Below are 17,941 nucleotides of genomic sequence, written 5' to 3'. Positions count from 1 at the left end.
TTACGGCCCCATTTGGGGCCGTATGCATTTCAGGAGACCTGTCATGGTTGAGCCCATCGTCATTGAAGGGCAACGTGCCTGGCTGAAGCAGTACGGCGAAGGAAGCCGCGCGGTAGCCTTGGGCCTGCTCAATTTTGTTGCACACCGTTTCCAGCTGGATGCGCTGCGCCCGCCGCCGCATCGCGGTGGCGATGCCGCGAAGGAAACCGAGGCACGCCGTCTGGGCGAGCTGGCCGCGCAGGGGGTGAACGTGCCGCACGTGATCGGCAGTGGTCACGCGGCGTTGGTGCTGGAAGACAACGGCAGTTCGTTCAACACCTGCCTGCGCCAGGCCGATGCGGCCGGGCGCGACGTGCTGGTGGCGGCGGCGATGCAGGCGATTGCGGCGGCGCATGCGAAGGGGGCCTACTTTGGGCAGCCGTTGCCGCGCAACCTGACCTGGGACGGGGCGAAGGTGGGCTTCATCGATTTCGAGGAAGACCCGCTGGAGGTGATGGACCTGGCGCAGGCGCAGGCACGCGATTGGCTGATGTTCGGCTACGGTGTGGCCAAGTATTACGAGGACCGTCCGCAGCAGTTGCAGGCGCTGATGGCGCAGGCGATGGACGGGGTGGAAGCGCCGGTGATCGCGCATGCGCACGCGGTGTCGGGGCGGCTGCAGGGGCTGGCCCGGGCGAGTCTGAAGATGGGCCGTTCGGCGCGCGCGCTGGCCCACGCGATTCTGATCGTGCACGGGGCCACGACGCTGGGGGTGCTGATGCTGGCAGTGATCTGCTACGACTTCTTCTCCGACGGCGACCTCGACATCCTGCAGTTGTTGGTTTGATCGGGGTGGGCTTTTTTTGAAGCCAGAGCTTTGAGAGCCAGAGCGCTTAAGAGCCAGAGCGTTGTTGCTCGCTTGGGGCGTGCCGGGTCGGCGTGGGTGGGTTGGCGGGACACGCCGTGAATCCCGCTCCGCGGTCCGGCCCAGCCGCTGGCGGCTGGGCGTTCGAGCGCATGCGAGGCAGTGCCTCGCAAGCAATGCGCTCTCACCCCTGGAGGCTCGTGGGCGCCATCCATGGCGCCCAACGGTCCCGCCAACCCACCCACGCCGACCCCCGACAGATTCCGGGCGGGCATGGGCAATCAACGGCACTTCGTCTACGTTGCGCACCAGCCATGTCTGGAAGGGCTGGGGTGGGTGAGGTTGCGGGGCCCTCCACCGCATGGATGCGGTGGCGGAGCTTACACGGACGTACTTGCAGCGTGCCCCGCGGCCTCACCCACCCCAGCCCTCTCCAAGAAAGTGACTGACTGCCTTGGCTCCATGCTTGCGCTCAAAAGCGGCCAAAACGCCCCCCCACATACGCGTCAGTACAGACGGAGGGCGGTATTCCCCCTTATCATTCGCCGTTCGATTTTTGCAGGCGGATGACCGCGTGACCGATTCCAATCTCGCATTCGTGTTCCCCGGCCAGGGCTCGCAGTCGCTGGGCATGCTCGCCGAACTGGCTGAGCTGCACCCGCAGGTCCGCGAGGCCTTCACCGAGGCCTCCGATGGCGCCGGCGTCGACCTGTGGGCGCTGTCGCAGGGCGGCCCCGAGGAAATGCTCAACCGCACCGAATTTACCCAGCCCGCCCTGCTGGCCGCCAGCATCGGCGTCTGGCGCGTCTGGAATGCCGTCGGTGGCGCCAAGCCCGCCGTGCTGGCCGGCCACAGCCTGGGCGAGTACACCGCCCTCGTTGCCGCTGGCGCCCTGACCCTGCGTGATGGTGCCCACCTCGTGCGCCTGCGTGGCCAGCTCATGCAGGAAGCCGCCCCCGCCGGCGTGGGGGCCATGGCCGCCGTCCTCGGCGCCGAAGACGCCCTGGTCCTCGAAGTCTGCGAACAGGCTGCCGGCAGCCAGATCGTCGTGCCCGCCAACTACAACTCGCCCGGCCAGATCGTCATCGGTGGCGACGCCGCCGCCGTCGACCGCGCCCTGGCCCTGCTTGCCGAAAAGGGCGTCCGCAAGGCCGTCAAGCTCGCCGTCAGCGTCCCCTCGCACACCCCGCTCATGCGCGAAGCCGCCAACCGCCTGGCCGAAACCATGGCCGGCCTGGATTGGCGCGCCCCCGCGCTGCCGGTCGTGCAGAACGTCGACGCCCGCATCCACGACGGCGTCGAGGCCATCGCCCAGGCCCTGGTCCAGCAGCTTTACCTGCCCGTCCAGTGGACCGGGTGCGTACAGGCCCTGGCCGCCCGTGGCGTCACCCGCGTCGCCGAGTGCGGCCCGGGCAAGGTCCTGACCGGATTGATCAAGCGCATCGACAAATCGCTGGACGCGCGCACACTGTCCACGCCCGCCGATTTCGAGGCAGCCCGCGAAACCTGGGCCGCCTGATCCTTTGACTGGCTTTGCGTCGCCCGGCCCCGGCCTGGCGCGTGGACCGGTCCCGTTCGAGGAACTACAGATGAGCAAGCCCCTTCAGGGTGAAATCGCACTGGTGACCGGCGCCAGCCGTGGCATCGGCGCCGCCATTGCCGACGCACTGGCCGCGCAGGGCGCGACCGTCATCGGCACCGCCACCACCGACGCCGGTGCCGCCGCCATCGGCGAACGCCTGGCCGCCGTGGGTGGCCATGGCCGCGCGCTGAACGTCACCGACGCCGCCGCGCTGGACGCCGTGCTGGATGGTATCGCCAAGGAATTCGGCGCCATCAGCATCCTGGTCAACAACGCCGGCATCACCCGCGACAACCTGCTGCTGCGCATGAAGGACGAGGACTGGCAGGCCATTCTCGACACCAACCTGACCAGCGTGTTCCGCACCTCCAAGGCGGTCATCCGCGGCATGATGAAGGCCCGCAAGGGACGCATCATCAACATCGCTTCGGTGATCGGCGTGACCGGCAATGCCGGCCAGGCCAACTATGCCGCCGCCAAGGCCGGCATCATTGCCTTCTCCAAGTCGCTGGCCAAGGAAATCGGCTCGCGCGGCATCACCGTCAATGTGGTCGCCCCCGGCTTCATCGACACTGACATGACCAAGGCCCTGCCGGAAGAACAGCGCACCGGCCTGGTCAAGACGATCGCCCTGGAACGCCTGGGTGAACCGTCCGACATCGCCAACGCGGTGGCGTTCCTGGCCGGTCCCTCGGCCAGCTACATCACCGGCGAAACCCTCCATGTGAACGGCGGCATGTACATGCCGTAAGCATGTGGCGCACGGATCGCGCCGCAAGTGGTTGATCTGAAAGATGTTTTGCAGCAATGCAAGGCATCGCCGGTTTCCACTACACTATCCCACGGTCATCCGACATCGGATGGCGTCATTTTTGAACCACTACTCCATCTGGAGCGATATCCAATGAGCACCATCGAAGAACGCGTCAAGAAAATCGTCGTCGAACAGCTTGGCGTCAAGGAAGAAGAAGTCACCAACAGCGCATCGTTCGTCGATGACCTGGGCGCTGACTCGCTGGACACCGTTGAACTGGTGATGGCGCTGGAAGAAGAGTTCGAGTGCGAAATCCCGGACGAAGAAGCCGAGAAGATCAGCACCGTCCAGGCTGCAATCGACTACATCAACGCCCACGTCAAGGCTTGATGTCAGGCGGCTTGCGCGCGGCGGTGGCACCCGCCCCGGCCGCGCGCGGCAATCCCATGGGGCCGCACTTGCGGCCCTGTGCATTTGAGCGTTACACCGCGTCATACCCGTGAACCACGGGCCAGGAGAATCAGCAATGAAGCGTCGCGTCGTCGTCACCGGCATGGGCATGGTCTCGCCCCTTGGCAATGATCTGGACACCAGTTGGAAGGGCATCAGCGAAGGCCGTTCGGGCATCGCTGCGCTGACCAACGTTGCCGACAGCTACCTGGAACGGTTCACCACCAAAATTGCAGGTGAGGTCAAGGGATTTGACATCACCGCCGACAACGCACTGTTCGGCACGTACCGGGTCAGCGGCAAGGATGCCAAGAAGATGGACCCGTTCATCCATTACGGCTTGGGCGCAGCGTTCATGGCCCTGCACGATTCCGGCCTGGAGATCACCGACGCCAATGCCGAGCGCATCGGCGCGATCGTCGGCGCCGGCATCGGCGGCCTGCTCGGCATCGAAGAGCAGACCATCGATTTCCATGAGGGCAAGAAGATCTCGCCCTTCTACGTGCCCAAGACCATCATCAACATGTTGCCCGGCCAGCTGAGCATCATCAGCGGCCTGAAGGGCCCGTCGTTCTCGGCGGTGTCGGCCTGCGCCACCTCGAACCATTCCATCGGCACCGCCATGCGCATGATCCAGTACGGCGATGCGGACGTGATGGTGGCCGGTGGTGCCGAACGTGGCTCCTCGCCGACCGCCCTGGGCGGCTTCTGCGCGATGAAGGCCATGAGTACCCGCAACGATGATCCCGAAGCGGCCTCGCGGCCGTGGGACAAGGACCGCGACGGCTTCGTGCTCGGCGATGGTGCCGGCATCCTGATCCTGGAAGAGTACGAACACGCCAAGGCCCGTGGCGCGAAGATCTACTGCGAACTGGCCGGTTTCGGCGCCAGCTCCGACGCTTACCACATGACCGCGCCGAGCGAGAACGGCGAAGGCGCTGCGCGCTGCATGGTCATGGCCATGAAGGACGCCGGTGTGACCCCGGAGCAGATCGGCTACCTCAACGCGCATGGCACCTCGACCCCGCTGGGCGACCTCGGCGAGACCATGGCCATGAAGGCTGCCTTCGGTGACCACGCCTACAAGATGATGGTCAGCTCGACCAAGTCGATGACCGGCCACCTGCTCGGTGCCGCTGGCGGCGTCGAAGCGATCTTCTCGGTGCTGGCACTGCGCGACAACGTGATTCCGCCGACCATCAACCTGCACCAGCCGGGCGAAGGCTGCGACCTGGATTACGTGCCCAATGAAGCACGCCAGGCCAAGGTGGACGTGGTGATGTCCAACGGCTTCGGCTTCGGCGGCACCAACGGCACGCTGGTGTTCAAGCGCGTCTGATCGCCGCGCTGCCGTACCCGCACCCGGGCCGCCATCTTGGCGGCCTTGGTGTATCTGGCCCTCCCGCACCTTCCGGTTCCCCGCCATGCTGCTGACCCATCCGCTGCCCGCCACCACCGACCTGCTCGCGCTGCAGCGCGTGGCGCCGTCGCGCTATCCGCTGCTGATGGAGTCCACCGCGTCGGGCACCGCGCAGGGCCGCTGGGACCTGCTGCTGATGGGCAACGGGCAGGCGCTCGCGCTGCACGCGGACGGCGTCGTGCGCGATGCCGAAGGCGTTGCCCATCCGGGCAGCTTCCTGGACGTGCTGGACGCGCAGTGGGCGGCGCTGCGCCAGCCACGCGAGGAGATCCAGCTGCCGTTCCGTGGTGGCTGGGCGCTGATGCTGGATTACGAACTGGCCGGGCAGATCGAAACGGTGCTGCAGCTGCCCGCGCGCGCCGACGGGCTGCCCGCCGCCCTGGCCCTGCGCTGCCCCGCAGCGGTGCTGCACGACCGCGTACTGGGCCAGTACCACGCCGTGTGCGAAACCGACCACGCCGCGCTGCTGCAGACCCTGCTGGCCGACCTGGACGCCGCCGATGCGTTGCCGCCGCTGCCGGCCTGGCAGCCGCCGGCCGAGGTGGGCGAGGACGCGCCGGCGCGCTTCACCGACGGCGTGGGCAAGGTCATCGAGTACCTGCGTGCCGGCGATGTGTTCCAGGTGAACCTGTCGCGGCGCTGGAACGCCGAGTTCGCCAGCACGCTGTCGCCGCAGGCGCTGTACGCGCAGCTGCGGGTGGCCAACCCGGCCCCGTTCGCCGGGCTGTTCATGGCGCAGGGCAGGGCGGTGGTCAGTTCCTCGCCGGAGCGGCTGGTGTCGGTGCATGGCGATGACGTGCAGACCCGGCCGATCGCCGGTACCCGCCCGCGCTTTGCCGGCGACGATGATGCCGCGCGCATCCAGGAGCTGGTGGGCCACCCCAAGGAACGCGCCGAGCACGTGATGCTGATCGACCTGGAGCGCAATGACCTGGGTCGCATCTGCACGCCTGGCAGCGTCGAGGTCGACGAGCTGATGACGGTGGAAAGCTACGCCCACGTGCACCACATCGTGAGCAACGTGCGCGGCCGCCTGCGCGCGGGCGTGAGCCCCGGCCAGGTGATCGCCGCCACCTTCCCGGGCGGCACCATCACCGGTTGCCCGAAGGTGCGCTGCATGCAGATCATCGCCGAGCTGGAGCAGACCGCGCGTGGCGCCTACACCGGCGCGTTCGGCTGGCTCAACCGCGACGGCGACCTGGACCTGAACATCCTGATCCGCACCGCCGAAGTGGCCGCGTCCAGCGCCACCTTCCGCACCGGTGCCGGCATCGTGGTCGATTCGGACCCGGACAAGGAACTCGACGAAACCCGCGCCAAGGCGCGTGGCCTGATGCGTGCGCTGGGCAGGCATGATTGAGCTGTTTGGGCGTGTGCAGCGGTCGCGCGGTATGCTGCGCGGCGGCGAAAACCATTCGAGGTGACCATGGCGGGTGCGAAACGGGGATGTCTGGCCGTGCTGGCGGTGCTGCTGTTGGGGGCATTGCTGCTGGCTGGTGCAGGGGCGTGGTTCTGGCATAGCCAGCGCGGCTTCGCCGATGCGCCGTTGACCCCGGACCAGCCCAGCATGGTGATCGCCTCCGGCGACGGCCTGAACACGGTGCTGGGCAAGCTGCGTGCGGCCGGCGTGGACGAAGGCAGCGACACCCAGTGGCAGCTGCTGGCGCGCCAGCTGGATGCGGCCGGCAAGCTCAAGGTGGGTGAATACGCGCTGGACCCCAGCCTGACCCCGCGCGAGCTGCTGCTGCGCATGCGCCAGGGCCGCGTGCTGCAGCACCGGGTGACCATCGTGGAAGGCTGGAACATCCGCCAGGTCCGGGCCGCGCTCAAGCGCGCCGACCCGCTGGTGCACACCACCGACAGCCTCGACGACGCTGCCCTGATGAAGGCCATCGGCTTCCCCGGCGAACACCCCGAAGGCCGCTTCCTGCCCGAAACCTACGTATACCAGCGCGGCGACAGCGACGTGGACGTGCTCAAGCGCGCGCACGCGGCGATGGAAAAGGAACTGACCGCCGCGTGGGACAGCCGCGCCGACGATCTGCCGCTGAACTCGCCCTACGAACTGCTGACCCTGGCCTCGATCATCGAGAAGGAAACCGCGCTGCCCAGCGAGCGGCCGCAGATCGCCGGCGTATTCATGCGCCGGCTGAAGATCGGCATGCGCCTGCAGACCGACCCGACCGTGATCTACGGCATCGGCAGCAGCTACGACGGCAACATCCGCAAGCGCGACCTCACCACCGATACGCCGTACAACACCTACACCCGGGCCGGCCTGACCCCGACGCCGATCGCCATGCCGGGCCGCGACGCCCTGCAGGCCGCCGCGCAACCGGCCGCCGGCGATGCGCTGTACTTCGTGGCGGTGGGCGATGGCAGCGGCGCGCACGTGTTCTCGGCCAATTACACCGACCACAACGCGGCCGTGGCGCGCTACCTGCAGCAGCTGCGCCAGCAGCGCAGCCAGGCCGCACCGCAATGACCGCCTCGCTGCTGCGCCACCCGCGCTTTGTCAGCCTGGAAGGCGGCGAAGGCGCGGGCAAGACCACCGCCATCAATGCCATCCGCGAGGCCCTGCACGCACGCGGCCACGAGGTGTTGTTGACCCGCGAGCCCGGCGGCACGCCGTTGGCCGAGCGCATCCGCGCGCTGGTGCTCACCCCTGATGCGGAGATCGCCGCCGAGCCGTTGTCGGCCGAGGCCGAGCTGCTGCTGGTGTTCGCCGCGCGGGCCCAGCACGTACGCCAGGTGATCGAGCCGGCGCTGCGCCGCGGCTGCTACGTCGTCAGCGACCGCTTCACCGATTCCAGCTACGCCTACCAGGGCGGCGGCCGCGGCCTGGACGCGGCGTGGATCGCCGACCTCGAGCGCCGCGCGGTGGGCCTGCTGCCCGGGCTGACCCTGCTGCTGGATGTGGATGTGGCCGTCGGCCGCGCCCGCGCCAATGGCCGCGACCTGTGGCCGGACCGCATCGAGAGCGAGCAGGACGACTTCTTCCAGCGCGTGCGCGCGGTATTCCGCCAGCGCGTCAGCGCCGACCCCGCCCGTTTCCGCCTGATCGACGCCAGCCAGGACCAGGTCGGCGTTGCCGCATCGGTGGTGGCGGCGGTGGATGCCTGGCTGGCACCGGAGCCTGCCCATGAGTGAGACCTTTTCCCCGTGGCAGCAGCGCGCCTATGACCAGACCGTGGCCGCGCTGGACGCCGGGCGCCTGGGCCATGGCCTGCTCATCTGCGGCCCGGCCGGGCTGGGCAAGCGCGCCGTGGCGCTGCGCATGGCCCAGCACATCCTGTGCAGCGGTGAACCGGCCGCTGCCCAGCGCAGCGCCCAGCTGATCGCCGCCGGCACCCACCCGGACCTGCAGCTGATCTCGTTCGTGCCGAACAAATCCGGCGACAAGCTGCGCACCGAGATCGTGATCGAGCAGATCCGCGAGATCTCGCAGAAGCTGGCGCTGACCCCGCAGTACGGCATCGCCCAGGTGGTGATCGTCGACCCGGCCGATGCGATCAACCGCGCGGCCTGCAACGCGCTGCTCAAGACCCTGGAAGAGCCGCAGCCGGGCCGCTACCTGTGGCTCATCAGCAGCGACCCGGCGCGCCTGCCGGCGACCGTGCGCAGCCGTTGCCAGCGGCTGGAGTTCAAGCTGCCCCCGCGTGAGGAAGCACTGGCCTGGCTGCACGCCCAGGGCCACACCCCGCGCAGCGCGGAAGAGGCCCTGGACGCCGCGCGCGGCCACCCCGGGCAGGCCGACGACTGGCTGCGCGAGGATGGCCTGGCGCTGCGCCGGCAGGTGGCCACCGACCTGGAGGCGCTGGTGGCCGGGCGCGCCGGTGCGGTGGAGCTGGCCCAGCGCTGGACCGCCGACGACAACGCGGCGCTGCGCCTGCGTCACGCCGCCGACCTGGCGCTGGCCCAGGCCAGCACGGGCGGCTTGACCGATCCGGACCGATTGCACAAGCTGGCGGCGTGGTTCGACGCCGCCAACCGTACCCGCGATCTGCTGCGCACCACCGTGCGCGCCGACCTTGCGGTGGTGGAATTGTTGTTGGCCTGGAACAAGGTCAACGAGCGGCAAGCAAAGGGGAATAGAGCATGAGTGCCACCAACGCCCGCCAGGGCATCCTGTCGCTGGCGGTCAAGGACAAGGCCGCGCTGTACAGCGCGTACATGCCGTTCGTGAAGAACGGCGGCGTCTTCGTCCCCACCCCCAAGCGCTACTTCCTGGGCGACGAGGTGTTCCTGCTGCTGACCCTGCCAGACTCCAGCGAGCGCCTGCCGGTGGCCGGCAAGGTGATCTGGGTGACCCCCGCCGGCGCCCAGGGCAACCGCGCGGCCGGCATCGGCGTGCAGCTGGCAGAAGGGGCCGAGGGCGAGACTGTGCGCAACAAGATCGAGACGCTGCTGGCCGGCATCCTGACCTCGGACAAGCCCACGCACACGATGTGAAGAAATTTCGGCGAAACCGTTGACGCCGAAAATTGCCGCCCTATAATGAGCGGCTCAGCAGCATCGGGCGGTTAGCTCAGCGGTAGAGCATTGCCTTCACACGGCAAGGGTCGCAGGTTCGAACCCTGCACCGCCCACCACGATTCAGTCGAAAAAGCCTCCGGAAACGGGGGTTTTTTTGTTGGGCGTTTCATGCGCCTCAGATTCTGCCGGTCGGCCTCCGCCGATTCGACGCCCGCGCTATCGTGCGGGTGCAGCGACGCCCGCTGCCCCCCCGCTATCGAGGAGAAGGGCATGGACCCCAGTGGTACCGATCCCGCCGTTGGCACACCGGCTGACTACGGCGACACGCTGTACCGGGTGTACTTTGAAGTGGGCGAGTGGCAGGGCATCGCCCGCGACGCGATCACTGCCTTCCTGCTCGATCGCCACCACGCCCATGCAAGCTTCAGCGTCGCGCCTGCGGAACTACGGCCCCGACCGCATGGCTACGAGGTGGACCTGCCGATGCAGTTGATCCCTGAAGTGGTCCGCGTTCTGGCTGAGCGCAACATCGCCGTCTATCAAGTGGTCCGAACCGAGCGGCGTTGAGGACTGCAGTGCAGGACGGGGCGCAACCCTGCGCGCACGCGACGCGTTCGGGGAGCGCCGATGGCATCGAACGAGGTCATCGACAGTGCTGCATGCGACAGCGCTCGCCGGCCACCCGTGATGCGCTGCGTGGGTTTCAACGGGCGGGACGCGGATCACCCCATGCGCGCGCGATGCTCCTTTATGATGCGGCCTACGCAAGGAAAGCCCGGGAACGGATATGGATGCGCGTCTCACGCGCGAGCAGGTGCTCGCGCTGGCGCCGGATGCGTCTTCAAGCAAGGCGGCCGGCGGGTTGGCAACGGATGGCAAATGGGGCCTGCTGGGCGCCGACGATGAAGCGGTATGGGGCGAGTGCCAGGGCAGCGGCGCGAAGCCTTACCAAGCCCAGGTCGATCTGTCTGCGCTGGTCAGCCGTTGCTCGTGCCCCAGCCGCAAATTTCCCTGCAAACACGGCCTTGCCCTGCTGCTGTTGTACGCGCAGGGCAACCCACGCTTTGCACCGCTGCCGCAAGCCCGGCCCGGTTGGGTGGACGAATGGCTGCGCGGTCGTCGCGAGCGCGCCGCGCGCCACGTACCGACAGGTGAGGGCGCTGCCGCGGCGCCGGTGGTTGCACCCGAAGCGGCCGCCGCAGCGGCGGCCAAGCGCGAGGCAACCCGCTGGAAACGCATCGCCCAAGGCAGCGCCGAACTGGAGCGCTGGATCGCCGACACCTTCCGTCATGGGCTGGCCAACCTGGGGGCCAGTCAGCGCGAGGATGCGATGAACATGGCCGCGCGCATGGTGGATGCGCAGGCCCCGGCGCTGGCTGGCCAGCTGCAGCTCGCGATGGACGCCGAACAGATCGGGGTGGCCGGGCTGTCCGAAATGGGGGAGCGGCTGGGCCTGCTGCAGCTGCTGAACCAGGCCGTGCACCGGCGCAGCGCGCTGTCCCCGGGGCGGGTAGCAGACCTGCGCGCGGCACTCGGCTGGCCGCTGGACAAGGACGAGGTGCTGGCCACGGGCGAAAGGCTGCACGATCGCTGGCACGTGCTGGGGCAATGCGCCGTGGAACTGCCGGGGCGGCTGACCGAGCGTCGGGTGTGGCTGCACGGGCTGGATAGCGGGCGTACGGCCCTGCTGCAGGAATTCGCGCATGGCGGGCGCGGCTGGGAACGCACGTGGCCCGCCAACCACGTGCTGGCTGCCACCCTGCATTTCTTCCCGGGCACCGTGCCGCTGCGGGCGCTGGCGCCGGCTGCGACCGCGCTGGCAGAGTCGCCCGGTACACCGCAGTTTGATGGCAGCGCCGGCATCGATCAGGCCTCGGCGTCCTTCGCGACCAATCCCTGGCTGGCGCAGGTCCCGTTGCGTCTGCAGGGGCATGTACAGGTGGCCGACGACACATGGCACATGCACACCGACGCCGGCTGCCTGCCATTGCAGCTGGATACAGATGACGGCTGGGCCCTGATGGCGTTTGCTGGCGGTCATCCGCTATGCGTGATGGGCGAGTGGGACGGCCGCGCGTTGCTGCCGTTGTCGGCCTGGACCGCCCACGGACACTACTGGCACAGGAGCGCGGCATGAGCGATGCATGGTTGAAACCGGCCCTGCTCGGCATCGACCGCCCGCAGGTGATCGAGGCGGACGGCGCGCTTGGCGCGCTGCTGCAGCAGATCGGGCCAAGCGATGATGCCGCGCTGGCCTACAGCCGTGGCGTCGGTGCCATCGCCGCATGTGGCCTGGCCGCAGTGCGTGTGGGTAATTCGGAGAATCTGCCGCTACCCGCGCCAGCCGCACACGACGCGCAGGTCGTACCCGATGCGCACCCCTGGACCGCGTTGTTGGCCGCCGTATTCGCGCGCAGCGTGGTTGCCCAGGGACACGACGTCCGGCTGCGGCACGAGGTCTGCCTGCGTCTTGCCGCACACCAGCGCACGCTGCCGCACGCCGTCCTGCCGCAGGCGCTGGACGCCGGCGCACGCAGCGTGCCGCTGCGCACGCGCCTGCTGCCGGTGCTCGGCGTACGAGGACAGTGGCTGGCCGCCTGCAACCCGGCGTGGGCGTTCGCACATGCCGATACCGTCGGCGAGGCGGCTACCCCCGCAGATGAAACGGCATTGGCGTGGGACGACGCGCGGCATGACACGCGTCTGGCCTGGTTTGCACACACCCGCCACACCGACCCGGCGCTGGCGCGCGAACGCCTGCAGGATCACCTGAAAGCGATGTCGGCGCGCGAACGTGTCGATTTCGTCGGCGCATTGGCCGCGCAGCTGGAACCGGACGATGCGCCGCTGCTGCAGTCGCTGCTGAAGGACCGCAGCCGCGAGGTGCGCGCGCTGGTCGGGCCGTTGTTGGCGCAGTTGCCGGCCTCCCCGCATGCGCAACGCATCGCCGACTGGATGCAGCCCCTGCTGGTCAAACGCAGTGGGCTGCTGCGCCGGACCAGCTGGGAATGCGAGGCGCCGAAGGCGGCGGATCCGCAGTGGGCCGATGCCGGCATCGAACCCAAGCGCCCCCAGTACGACGACCTGGGCGAACGCGCGTGGTGGTTGTACCAGTTGGTGCGGCAGCTGCCGCTGGCCTGGTGGACCGGCCACACCTCGATGACCCCGGTGCAGCTGTTGGCCTTTGCGCGGGGCACCGACTGGGAGGCCGCCCTGCAGCGCGGCTGGCTTGAACGCGTCGACGCCACGCAGCCGGCGTGGCTGGCGGCGATGCTGGACGACCGCAGCCTGCACGCCCACACCCCACGCCTGCTGGCGATGCTGCCGGTACTGCAGCGCGAACAGTACTGGCCGGACACATTGGATGCCTTGGCTGGCGAAGGCATGCTCAGCGATGTGCTGGGCTCATGCGCACCGGGCGAAACGCTCACCGCGCACTATTCCGCACGCCTGGTGCCCGGCGTGTGTGCGTGCTTCGCCAGTGATCGCCTGCGCCACGACTACCTGCTGCGCCAGCAGCTGCTGGAACTGGCCAGCCTGCTGCACCCCAGCGTGTTGCCCCACGTTCTGTTGCCCGCACAGCCCGATGACGCCACCGATAGCATGCGCGCCTGCGCGCATGACCTGCTGCGCATCGTTGAAGTGCGCCACGCCCTGCATTCTTCCTTCTGACCTTCACCCGGAGCCACGATGAGCACTGCCGTCCTGCGCCAACACGCCGAACACCAATACGCCGAAGAACTGGATCAGCTGCGCCGCCTCGACCAGCGCCAACGGCCTGCCAACTGGCAGCTCTCGCCCTGGGCGGTGGTGACCTACCTGATCGGTGGCACGCTCGACAACGGCTTCGTGGTCAGTCCCAAGTACATCGGTGAGCGGCGCCTGATGGAAATCGCGGTGGCCACCATCGCCACCGACCGCGCGCTGCTGCTGTTCGGTGTGCCGGGCACGGCCAAGTCGTGGGTATCGGAGCACATGACCGCGGCCATCAGCGGTGACTCCACGCTGCTGGTGCAGGGCACCGCCGGTACCAGCGAGGAACAGATCCGCTACGGCTGGAACTATGCGCAGCTGCTGGCAAACGGTCCCAGCCAGGCCGCCCTCGTTCCCAGCCCGCTGATGAACGCGATGCGTCTGGGCAAGATTGCCCGCATCGAGGAACTCACCCGCATTCCGGCCGACGTGCAGGACGCGCTGATCACCGTGTTGTCCGAAAAGACCCTGCCCATTCCGGAGTTGGGCTCGGAAGTGCAGGCCACGCGTGGGTTCAGCGTGATTGCCACGGCCAACAACCGCGACAAGGGCGTCAATGAGCTGTCCAGCGCGCTCAAGCGTCGCTTCAACACGGTGATCCTGCCGGTGCCGTCCAGCGAGCAGGACGAGATTGCGATCGTGACCAAGCGCGTGGGCGAAATGGGCGTGGCGCTGGACCTGCCTGCCGAGCCGCCTGCGCTGCAGGAGGTGGCACGGGTGGTCCGCATTTTCCGCGAGCTGCGCAACGGCATGACCGAAGACGGCAAGGCCAAGCTGAAGTCGCCCACGGCCACGCTGTCCACGGCCGAGGTGATTTCGGTGATCAACAACGGCATGGCCCTGGCCGGGCATTTTGGCGATGGCGTGCTGCGCCCGGCCGACATGGCGGCCGGCATGATCGGTGCCATCGTCAAGGACCCCGTGCAGGACCAGGTGGTCTGGAACGAGTATCTGGAGACCGTGGTGAAGGAGCGCAGCGAGTGGAAGGACCTGTACCGCGCCTTCCGTGACCATGCCTAAGCCACGCCAATGAGCCAGAGCGTTTCCCTGTTTGGCGTCCGCCACCACGGCCCGGGCTGCGCACGCAGCCTGCTGGCCGCCCTGCATGCGCTGCAGCCGGACTGTGTGCTGATCGAAGGTCCGACCGGTACCGAAGCGCTGCTCACGCATGTGAGCGACCCGGCCATGGTGCCGCCGGTGGCGCTGCTGTCCTACAGCGTGGACGACCCGCAGCTGGCGGTCTTCCATCCCTATGCACTGTTCTCGCCGGAATGGCAGGCCCTGCAGTGGGCGCGCGACGCGGGCGTGCCGGTGCAGTTCATCGACGTTCCCCCGTCGCTGTCGCTGGAGTGGCAGCAGCAGGCCAAGGCCGGGCAGGTCCCGTCGATGGCGGAGGGCGAGGCCGAGGGCGACCTGGATGCTGCGACGGCCGAGGACACCACCGCCGTCACCGGCCCAGACGATCTGCCCGCAGTATCGGCCGATGCGCCGCTTGAGGAGGCCCCGGTCACCGACGCGGATCCACCGCTGCCGTCCGACCCGCTGGACTGGCTGGCGCGTGCGGCCGGCTATGGCGACGGCGAGGCGTGGTGGAATCACATGGTCGAAGAGCGCGGCGATGGTCAGGATCTGTTTGCCGCGATCGCCGAGGCCATGCACGAAGTGCGCGCGCACGCCCCGCCGCGGCCTTCCGCGCGGGCGGCGCAGGACGCCATTCGTGAGGCGCACATGCGCGCCGGGCTCCGGGCAGCGTGCAAGCAGTACCAGCGCATCGCCGTGGTCTGCGGTGCCTGGCACGTGCCCGCACTGGACGCGGCCGCGTTGGCGGCCCACAGCGTCGCCGCCGACAACCGTCTCCTCAAGGGCATGCCCAAGCGCAAGACCCAGTCCACCTGGGTGCCGTGGACCTACCGTCACCTCAGCGCCGGCAGTGGCTACGGCGCCGGTGTGGATGCGCCGGGCTGGTACGACCACCTCTGGCGCAATGCCGGCGCGCACCATCAGCGCGCCATCGGCTGGTACGCGCGCGTGGCCGGCCTGCTGCGTGAAAGCGGGCTCGACTGTTCTTCCGCACACCTGATCGAAGCGGCCCGGTTGGCCGATACGCTTGCGGCGATGCGCGAGCGGCCGGCGCCGGGTCTGGAAGAAATCAACGATGCCACCCGCAGCGTCATCTGCAATGGCGATGACACGCCCATGCAGCTGATCCGCGACAGACTGTTGCTCGGTGATGCACTGGGCAGCGTGCCGCCCGCCGTGCCGGTGGTACCGCTGCAGCGCGACCTGGAGGCGCAGCAGAAGCGCCTGCGGCTCAAACCCGAAGCGCTCGCCCGCACCCTCGACCTGGACCTGCGCGGTGACACCGACCTGCAGCGCAGCCATCTGCTGCACCGCCTTGCCTTGCTGGACATCCCGTGGGGCCAGTTGACCCATGCGGGTAGTTCCGCACGCGGTACGTTCCACGAGTACTGGCAGCTGGCCTGGCAACCGCACTTCCAGGTCGACCTGATCGATGCCAGCCGGCTCGGCCAGACCCTGGCCGCTGCCGCCAGCCAACGTGCCCTGGAAGAGGCTCGCCACGCCACGCAGCTCTCGGTGCTGTCGGCGCTGGTCGACCGCGTGTTGCTGGCCAACCTGCCCGAGGCGGTCAGCGCCATCGCCAGTGAGCTGGAAGCGCGCGCGGCCACCGACGCCGACCCGCTGACGCTGCTGGATGCCTTGCCGGCCCTGGCCAACGTGTACCGCTATGGCAACGTGCGCCGTACCGAAGGCGAGCAGGTGGCCCATCTCTTCGACGGCATGCTGCAGCGGGCCTGCATCGGCCTGACGATCGCCCTGTGTGATCTGGATGACGGCCGCGCCGAGCAGGCGCGCGAGACCCTGTTGGCCGCCGACCGTGCGATCGTCCTGCGCGGCGACGAGGCGGGCCAGCAGGCCTGGCGGCGCAGCCTGGCCAATGTTGCGTTGTCGACCACCACCAGTGCGCTGGTGGCTGGCGCGGGGACGCGACTGCTGCTCGATGCGGGCCACCTGGATGGCACGCAGGTGAACCTGCAGCTGCAGCGGGCGTTGTCGGCAGGTGCCGAGCCGTTGCCGGCGGCGCACTGGCTGGATGGCTTCCTCAACCGCAACGCGACGGTGCTGCTGCACGATGATGCGGTGTGGCACCTGATCGACGCGTGGGTCTGTGGGCTGACCGATGAGCATCTGGTGCAGGTGCTGCCGCTGGTGAGGCGCACGTTTGCCGAGTTCGAAGCGGCCGAACGGCGCGACCTTGGCGAACGCGTGAAGCGCGGCGTGGGGGCCGCCCCGGCAGCGGTCGTCGCATCCACCTGGAACATCACGCGCGCCGAGCGCGCGCTGCCGATGCTGCGCGAACTGTTTGGAGTGGATGCATGAGCGAGCTCACCGATCCGGCCGCCCCGGCGGTTCCGACCACCCGTGCCGAGCGCTGGCGGCTGATCCTGGGCCAGGAAAGCAGCGCCAGCTGTGGCGCCCTGCGCGGCACCCTGCAGGGCGTGGACGCGGCCTTGGGCGCGCTTTACGAGCCGCACGGTCCCAACGGCCTGGCCCGCCGTGGCGGGCGGGGCGGTTCGGCCCCGAACGTGGCGCGCTGGCTGGGTGACATCCGCCGCTACTTCCCGGCGTCGGTGGTGCAGGTCATGCAGCGTGACGCGCTGCAGCGGCTCGAGCTGCGCCAGATGCTGCTGGAAAAGGAAATGCTGGAGAACATCCAGCCGGACGTGCACATGGTGGCCAACCTGGTGGCGTTGTCCGGGGTCATCCCGGCCGAGACCAAGGAGACCGCGCGCCTGGTGGTACGCAGCGTGGTCAACGACCTGCTGCGCCGGCTGGAAGAGCCGATGCGCTCGGCGGTGAGCGGGGCGCTGGATCGCGCGCGCCGCAACCGTCGCCCGCGCCATGCGGAGATCGACTGGAACCGAACCATCCGCGCCAACCTGCGCCACTGGCAACCGGCGCTGCGCACCGTGGTACCCGAGACGTTGATCGGCTACGGGCGCAAGGCACGCAAACCGCAGCGCGAGGTGCTGCTGTGCATCGACCAGAGCGGTTCAATGGCTGCATCGGTGGTCTACTCCAGCATCTTCGGCGCAGTGATGGCGTCCCTGCCGGCGGTGTCTACCAAGCTGGTGGTGTTTGACACCGAGGTGGTGGACATGAGCGAGAAGCTGGATGACCCGGTGGATCTGCTGTTTGGTGTGCAGCTCGGCGGTGGCACGGACATCCACCGCGCGGTCACCTACTGCCAGGCCCAGATCCGCGAGCCACACAGTGCCATCCTGGTGCTGATCTCGGACCTGTACGAGGGCGGCGTGGAGAAGAAGCTGCTGGCGCGCGCCTTGGAACTGGTGGAGGCGGGCGTGCAGTTCATCGTGCTCCTTGCGCTCAGCGACGAAGGGACGCCTGCCTACGACCAGCATCTGGCGGGTCAGCTAGCCGCGCTTGGGGTGCCGTCATTCGCGTGCACGCCCGATGCCTTCCCCGGACTGATGGCGGCGGCCATCCGCCGTGACGACATCCACCAATGGGCGGCCGGCAACGGACTGGTGACCACGCGCCCGATCCGATGAGGGCAGGGATGCACCGTGGCCGTGCGACATGCTCAAATGGGCGCGACGCCGCGAACATGCCTGGGGGCAA

Annotated in this window: 16 protein-coding genes and 1 tRNA gene; all 17 read left to right on the top strand. The window is 68.6% G+C overall.

The features are described 5' to 3' along the window. Positions 1-43: 43 nt before the first annotated feature. The 17 genes from AC1DCJ_RS14640 (at position 44) to AC1DCJ_RS14560 (ending at position 17,871) form a co-directional block, all read left to right on the top strand. Positions 44-826, top strand: a complete 783-nt coding sequence (locus AC1DCJ_RS14640) for a BUD32 family EKC/KEOPS complex subunit (RefSeq protein WP_313247169.1) — start codon at positions 44-46, stop codon at positions 824-826. Positions 827-1,418: 592 nt separating this feature from the next. Beyond that, positions 1,419-2,363, top strand: a complete 945-nt coding sequence (gene fabD / locus AC1DCJ_RS14635; RefSeq protein WP_137188751.1) for an ACP S-malonyltransferase — start codon at positions 1,419-1,421, stop codon at positions 2,361-2,363. A 70-nt stretch (positions 2,364-2,433) separates the two neighbouring features. Further along, on the top strand, positions 2,434-3,177 hold the full coding sequence (gene fabG / locus AC1DCJ_RS14630; RefSeq protein WP_038690081.1) for a 3-oxoacyl-ACP reductase FabG: 744 nt from the start codon (positions 2,434-2,436) through the stop codon (positions 3,175-3,177). A gap of 153 nt (positions 3,178-3,330) precedes the next feature. After that, positions 3,331-3,570 carry an acyl carrier protein gene (gene acpP, locus AC1DCJ_RS14625; RefSeq protein WP_017357544.1) on the top strand — a complete coding sequence of 80 codons (240 nt, stop codon included), beginning with the start codon at positions 3,331-3,333 and terminating at the stop codon, positions 3,568-3,570. A gap of 136 nt (positions 3,571-3,706) precedes the next feature. Further along, entirely contained in the window at positions 3,707-4,969 is a 1,263-nt protein-coding gene (gene fabF, locus AC1DCJ_RS14620; RefSeq protein ID WP_038690078.1) for a beta-ketoacyl-ACP synthase II, read from the top strand. An 85-nt stretch (positions 4,970-5,054) separates the two neighbouring features. Then, entirely contained in the window at positions 5,055-6,410 is a 1,356-nt protein-coding gene (locus tag AC1DCJ_RS14615; protein WP_478071281.1) for an aminodeoxychorismate synthase component I, read from the top strand. A 66-nt stretch (positions 6,411-6,476) separates the two neighbouring features. Continuing rightward, positions 6,477-7,535: an endolytic transglycosylase MltG gene (gene mltG, locus AC1DCJ_RS14610; RefSeq protein WP_320490652.1), complete on the top strand. Its 1,059-nt coding sequence runs from the start codon at positions 6,477-6,479 to the stop codon at positions 7,533-7,535. Beyond that, a complete protein-coding gene (tmk, locus tag AC1DCJ_RS14605) occupies positions 7,532-8,200 on the top strand; it encodes a dTMP kinase (protein ID WP_478071280.1) in 669 nt (222 codons plus the stop codon). Before mltG ends, tmk begins: the two co-directional genes overlap by 4 nt. Further along, on the top strand, positions 8,193-9,152 hold the full coding sequence (locus AC1DCJ_RS14600; RefSeq protein ID WP_038690070.1) for a DNA polymerase III subunit delta': 960 nt from the start codon (positions 8,193-8,195) through the stop codon (positions 9,150-9,152). Before tmk ends, AC1DCJ_RS14600 begins: the two co-directional genes overlap by 8 nt. After that, positions 9,149-9,502: a PilZ domain-containing protein gene (locus AC1DCJ_RS14595; RefSeq protein ID WP_137188756.1), complete on the top strand. Its 354-nt coding sequence runs from the start codon at positions 9,149-9,151 to the stop codon at positions 9,500-9,502. Before AC1DCJ_RS14600 ends, AC1DCJ_RS14595 begins: the two co-directional genes overlap by 4 nt. Before the next feature lie 65 nt (positions 9,503-9,567). After that, a tRNA-Val gene (locus AC1DCJ_RS14590) sits at positions 9,568-9,642 on the top strand. A 154-nt stretch (positions 9,643-9,796) separates the two neighbouring features. Further along, positions 9,797-10,093, top strand: coding sequence for a hypothetical protein (locus tag AC1DCJ_RS14585; protein WP_478071279.1), 297 nt, complete (start codon positions 9,797-9,799; stop codon positions 10,091-10,093). A gap of 220 nt (positions 10,094-10,313) precedes the next feature. Then, entirely contained in the window at positions 10,314-11,663 is a 1,350-nt protein-coding gene (locus AC1DCJ_RS14580) for an SWIM zinc finger family protein (protein WP_478071278.1), read from the top strand. Further along, positions 11,660-13,198, top strand: a complete 1,539-nt coding sequence (locus AC1DCJ_RS14575; protein WP_478071277.1) for a DUF5691 domain-containing protein — start codon at positions 11,660-11,662, stop codon at positions 13,196-13,198. The genes AC1DCJ_RS14580 and AC1DCJ_RS14575 overlap by 4 nt, the downstream gene beginning before the upstream one ends. An 18-nt stretch (positions 13,199-13,216) precedes the next feature. Continuing rightward, complete coding sequence (locus AC1DCJ_RS14570; RefSeq protein ID WP_354287202.1) at positions 13,217-14,299, top strand: ATP-binding protein; 1,083 nt, start codon at positions 13,217-13,219, stop codon at positions 14,297-14,299. 9 nt (positions 14,300-14,308) lie between these two features. Beyond that, complete coding sequence (locus tag AC1DCJ_RS14565; RefSeq protein WP_478071276.1) at positions 14,309-16,678, top strand: DUF5682 family protein; 2,370 nt, start codon at positions 14,309-14,311, stop codon at positions 16,676-16,678. Next, the gene (locus AC1DCJ_RS14560; protein ID WP_478071275.1) at positions 16,675-17,871 is read left to right on the top strand and encodes a VWA domain-containing protein; all 1,197 of its coding nucleotides are present in this window, start codon (positions 16,675-16,677) and stop codon (positions 17,869-17,871) included. Before AC1DCJ_RS14565 ends, AC1DCJ_RS14560 begins: the two co-directional genes overlap by 4 nt. Positions 17,872-17,941: the final 70 nt, after the last annotated feature.

The organism is Stenotrophomonas sp. 10N36, assembly GCF_056395005.1.
The sequence above is the reverse complement of the archived record's forward strand: the minus strand, read 5'-3'. Positions and strand labels throughout refer to the sequence as shown.

What these genes read in the sequence shown, in the direction of transcription:
- acpP (WP_017357544.1), top strand. Translation starts at nt 3,331, where the DNA reads ATGAGCACCATCGAAGAACGCGTCAAGAAAATCGTCGTCGAACAGCTT.
- AC1DCJ_RS14600 (WP_038690070.1), top strand. Translation starts at nt 8,193, where the DNA reads ATGAGTGAGACCTTTTCCCCGTGGCAGCAGCGCGCCTATGACCAGACC.
- AC1DCJ_RS14640 (WP_313247169.1), top strand. Translation starts at nt 44, where the DNA reads ATGGTTGAGCCCATCGTCATTGAAGGGCAACGTGCCTGGCTGAAGCAG.
- mltG (WP_320490652.1), top strand. Translation starts at nt 6,477, where the DNA reads ATGGCGGGTGCGAAACGGGGATGTCTGGCCGTGCTGGCGGTGCTGCTG.
- AC1DCJ_RS14570 (WP_354287202.1), top strand. Translation starts at nt 13,217, where the DNA reads ATGAGCACTGCCGTCCTGCGCCAACACGCCGAACACCAATACGCCGAA.
- AC1DCJ_RS14580 (WP_478071278.1), top strand. Translation starts at nt 10,314, where the DNA reads ATGGATGCGCGTCTCACGCGCGAGCAGGTGCTCGCGCTGGCGCCGGAT.
- AC1DCJ_RS14615 (WP_478071281.1), top strand. Translation starts at nt 5,055, where the DNA reads ATGCTGCTGACCCATCCGCTGCCCGCCACCACCGACCTGCTCGCGCTG.
- AC1DCJ_RS14575 (WP_478071277.1), top strand. Translation starts at nt 11,660, where the DNA reads ATGAGCGATGCATGGTTGAAACCGGCCCTGCTCGGCATCGACCGCCCG.
- AC1DCJ_RS14585 (WP_478071279.1), top strand. Translation starts at nt 9,797, where the DNA reads ATGGACCCCAGTGGTACCGATCCCGCCGTTGGCACACCGGCTGACTAC.
- tmk (WP_478071280.1), top strand. Translation starts at nt 7,532, where the DNA reads ATGACCGCCTCGCTGCTGCGCCACCCGCGCTTTGTCAGCCTGGAAGGC.
- AC1DCJ_RS14565 (WP_478071276.1), top strand. Translation starts at nt 14,309, where the DNA reads ATGAGCCAGAGCGTTTCCCTGTTTGGCGTCCGCCACCACGGCCCGGGC.
- AC1DCJ_RS14595 (WP_137188756.1), top strand. Translation starts at nt 9,149, where the DNA reads ATGAGTGCCACCAACGCCCGCCAGGGCATCCTGTCGCTGGCGGTCAAG.
- fabF (WP_038690078.1), top strand. Translation starts at nt 3,707, where the DNA reads ATGAAGCGTCGCGTCGTCGTCACCGGCATGGGCATGGTCTCGCCCCTT.
- AC1DCJ_RS14560 (WP_478071275.1), top strand. Translation starts at nt 16,675, where the DNA reads ATGAGCGAGCTCACCGATCCGGCCGCCCCGGCGGTTCCGACCACCCGT.
- fabG (WP_038690081.1), top strand. Translation starts at nt 2,434, where the DNA reads ATGAGCAAGCCCCTTCAGGGTGAAATCGCACTGGTGACCGGCGCCAGC.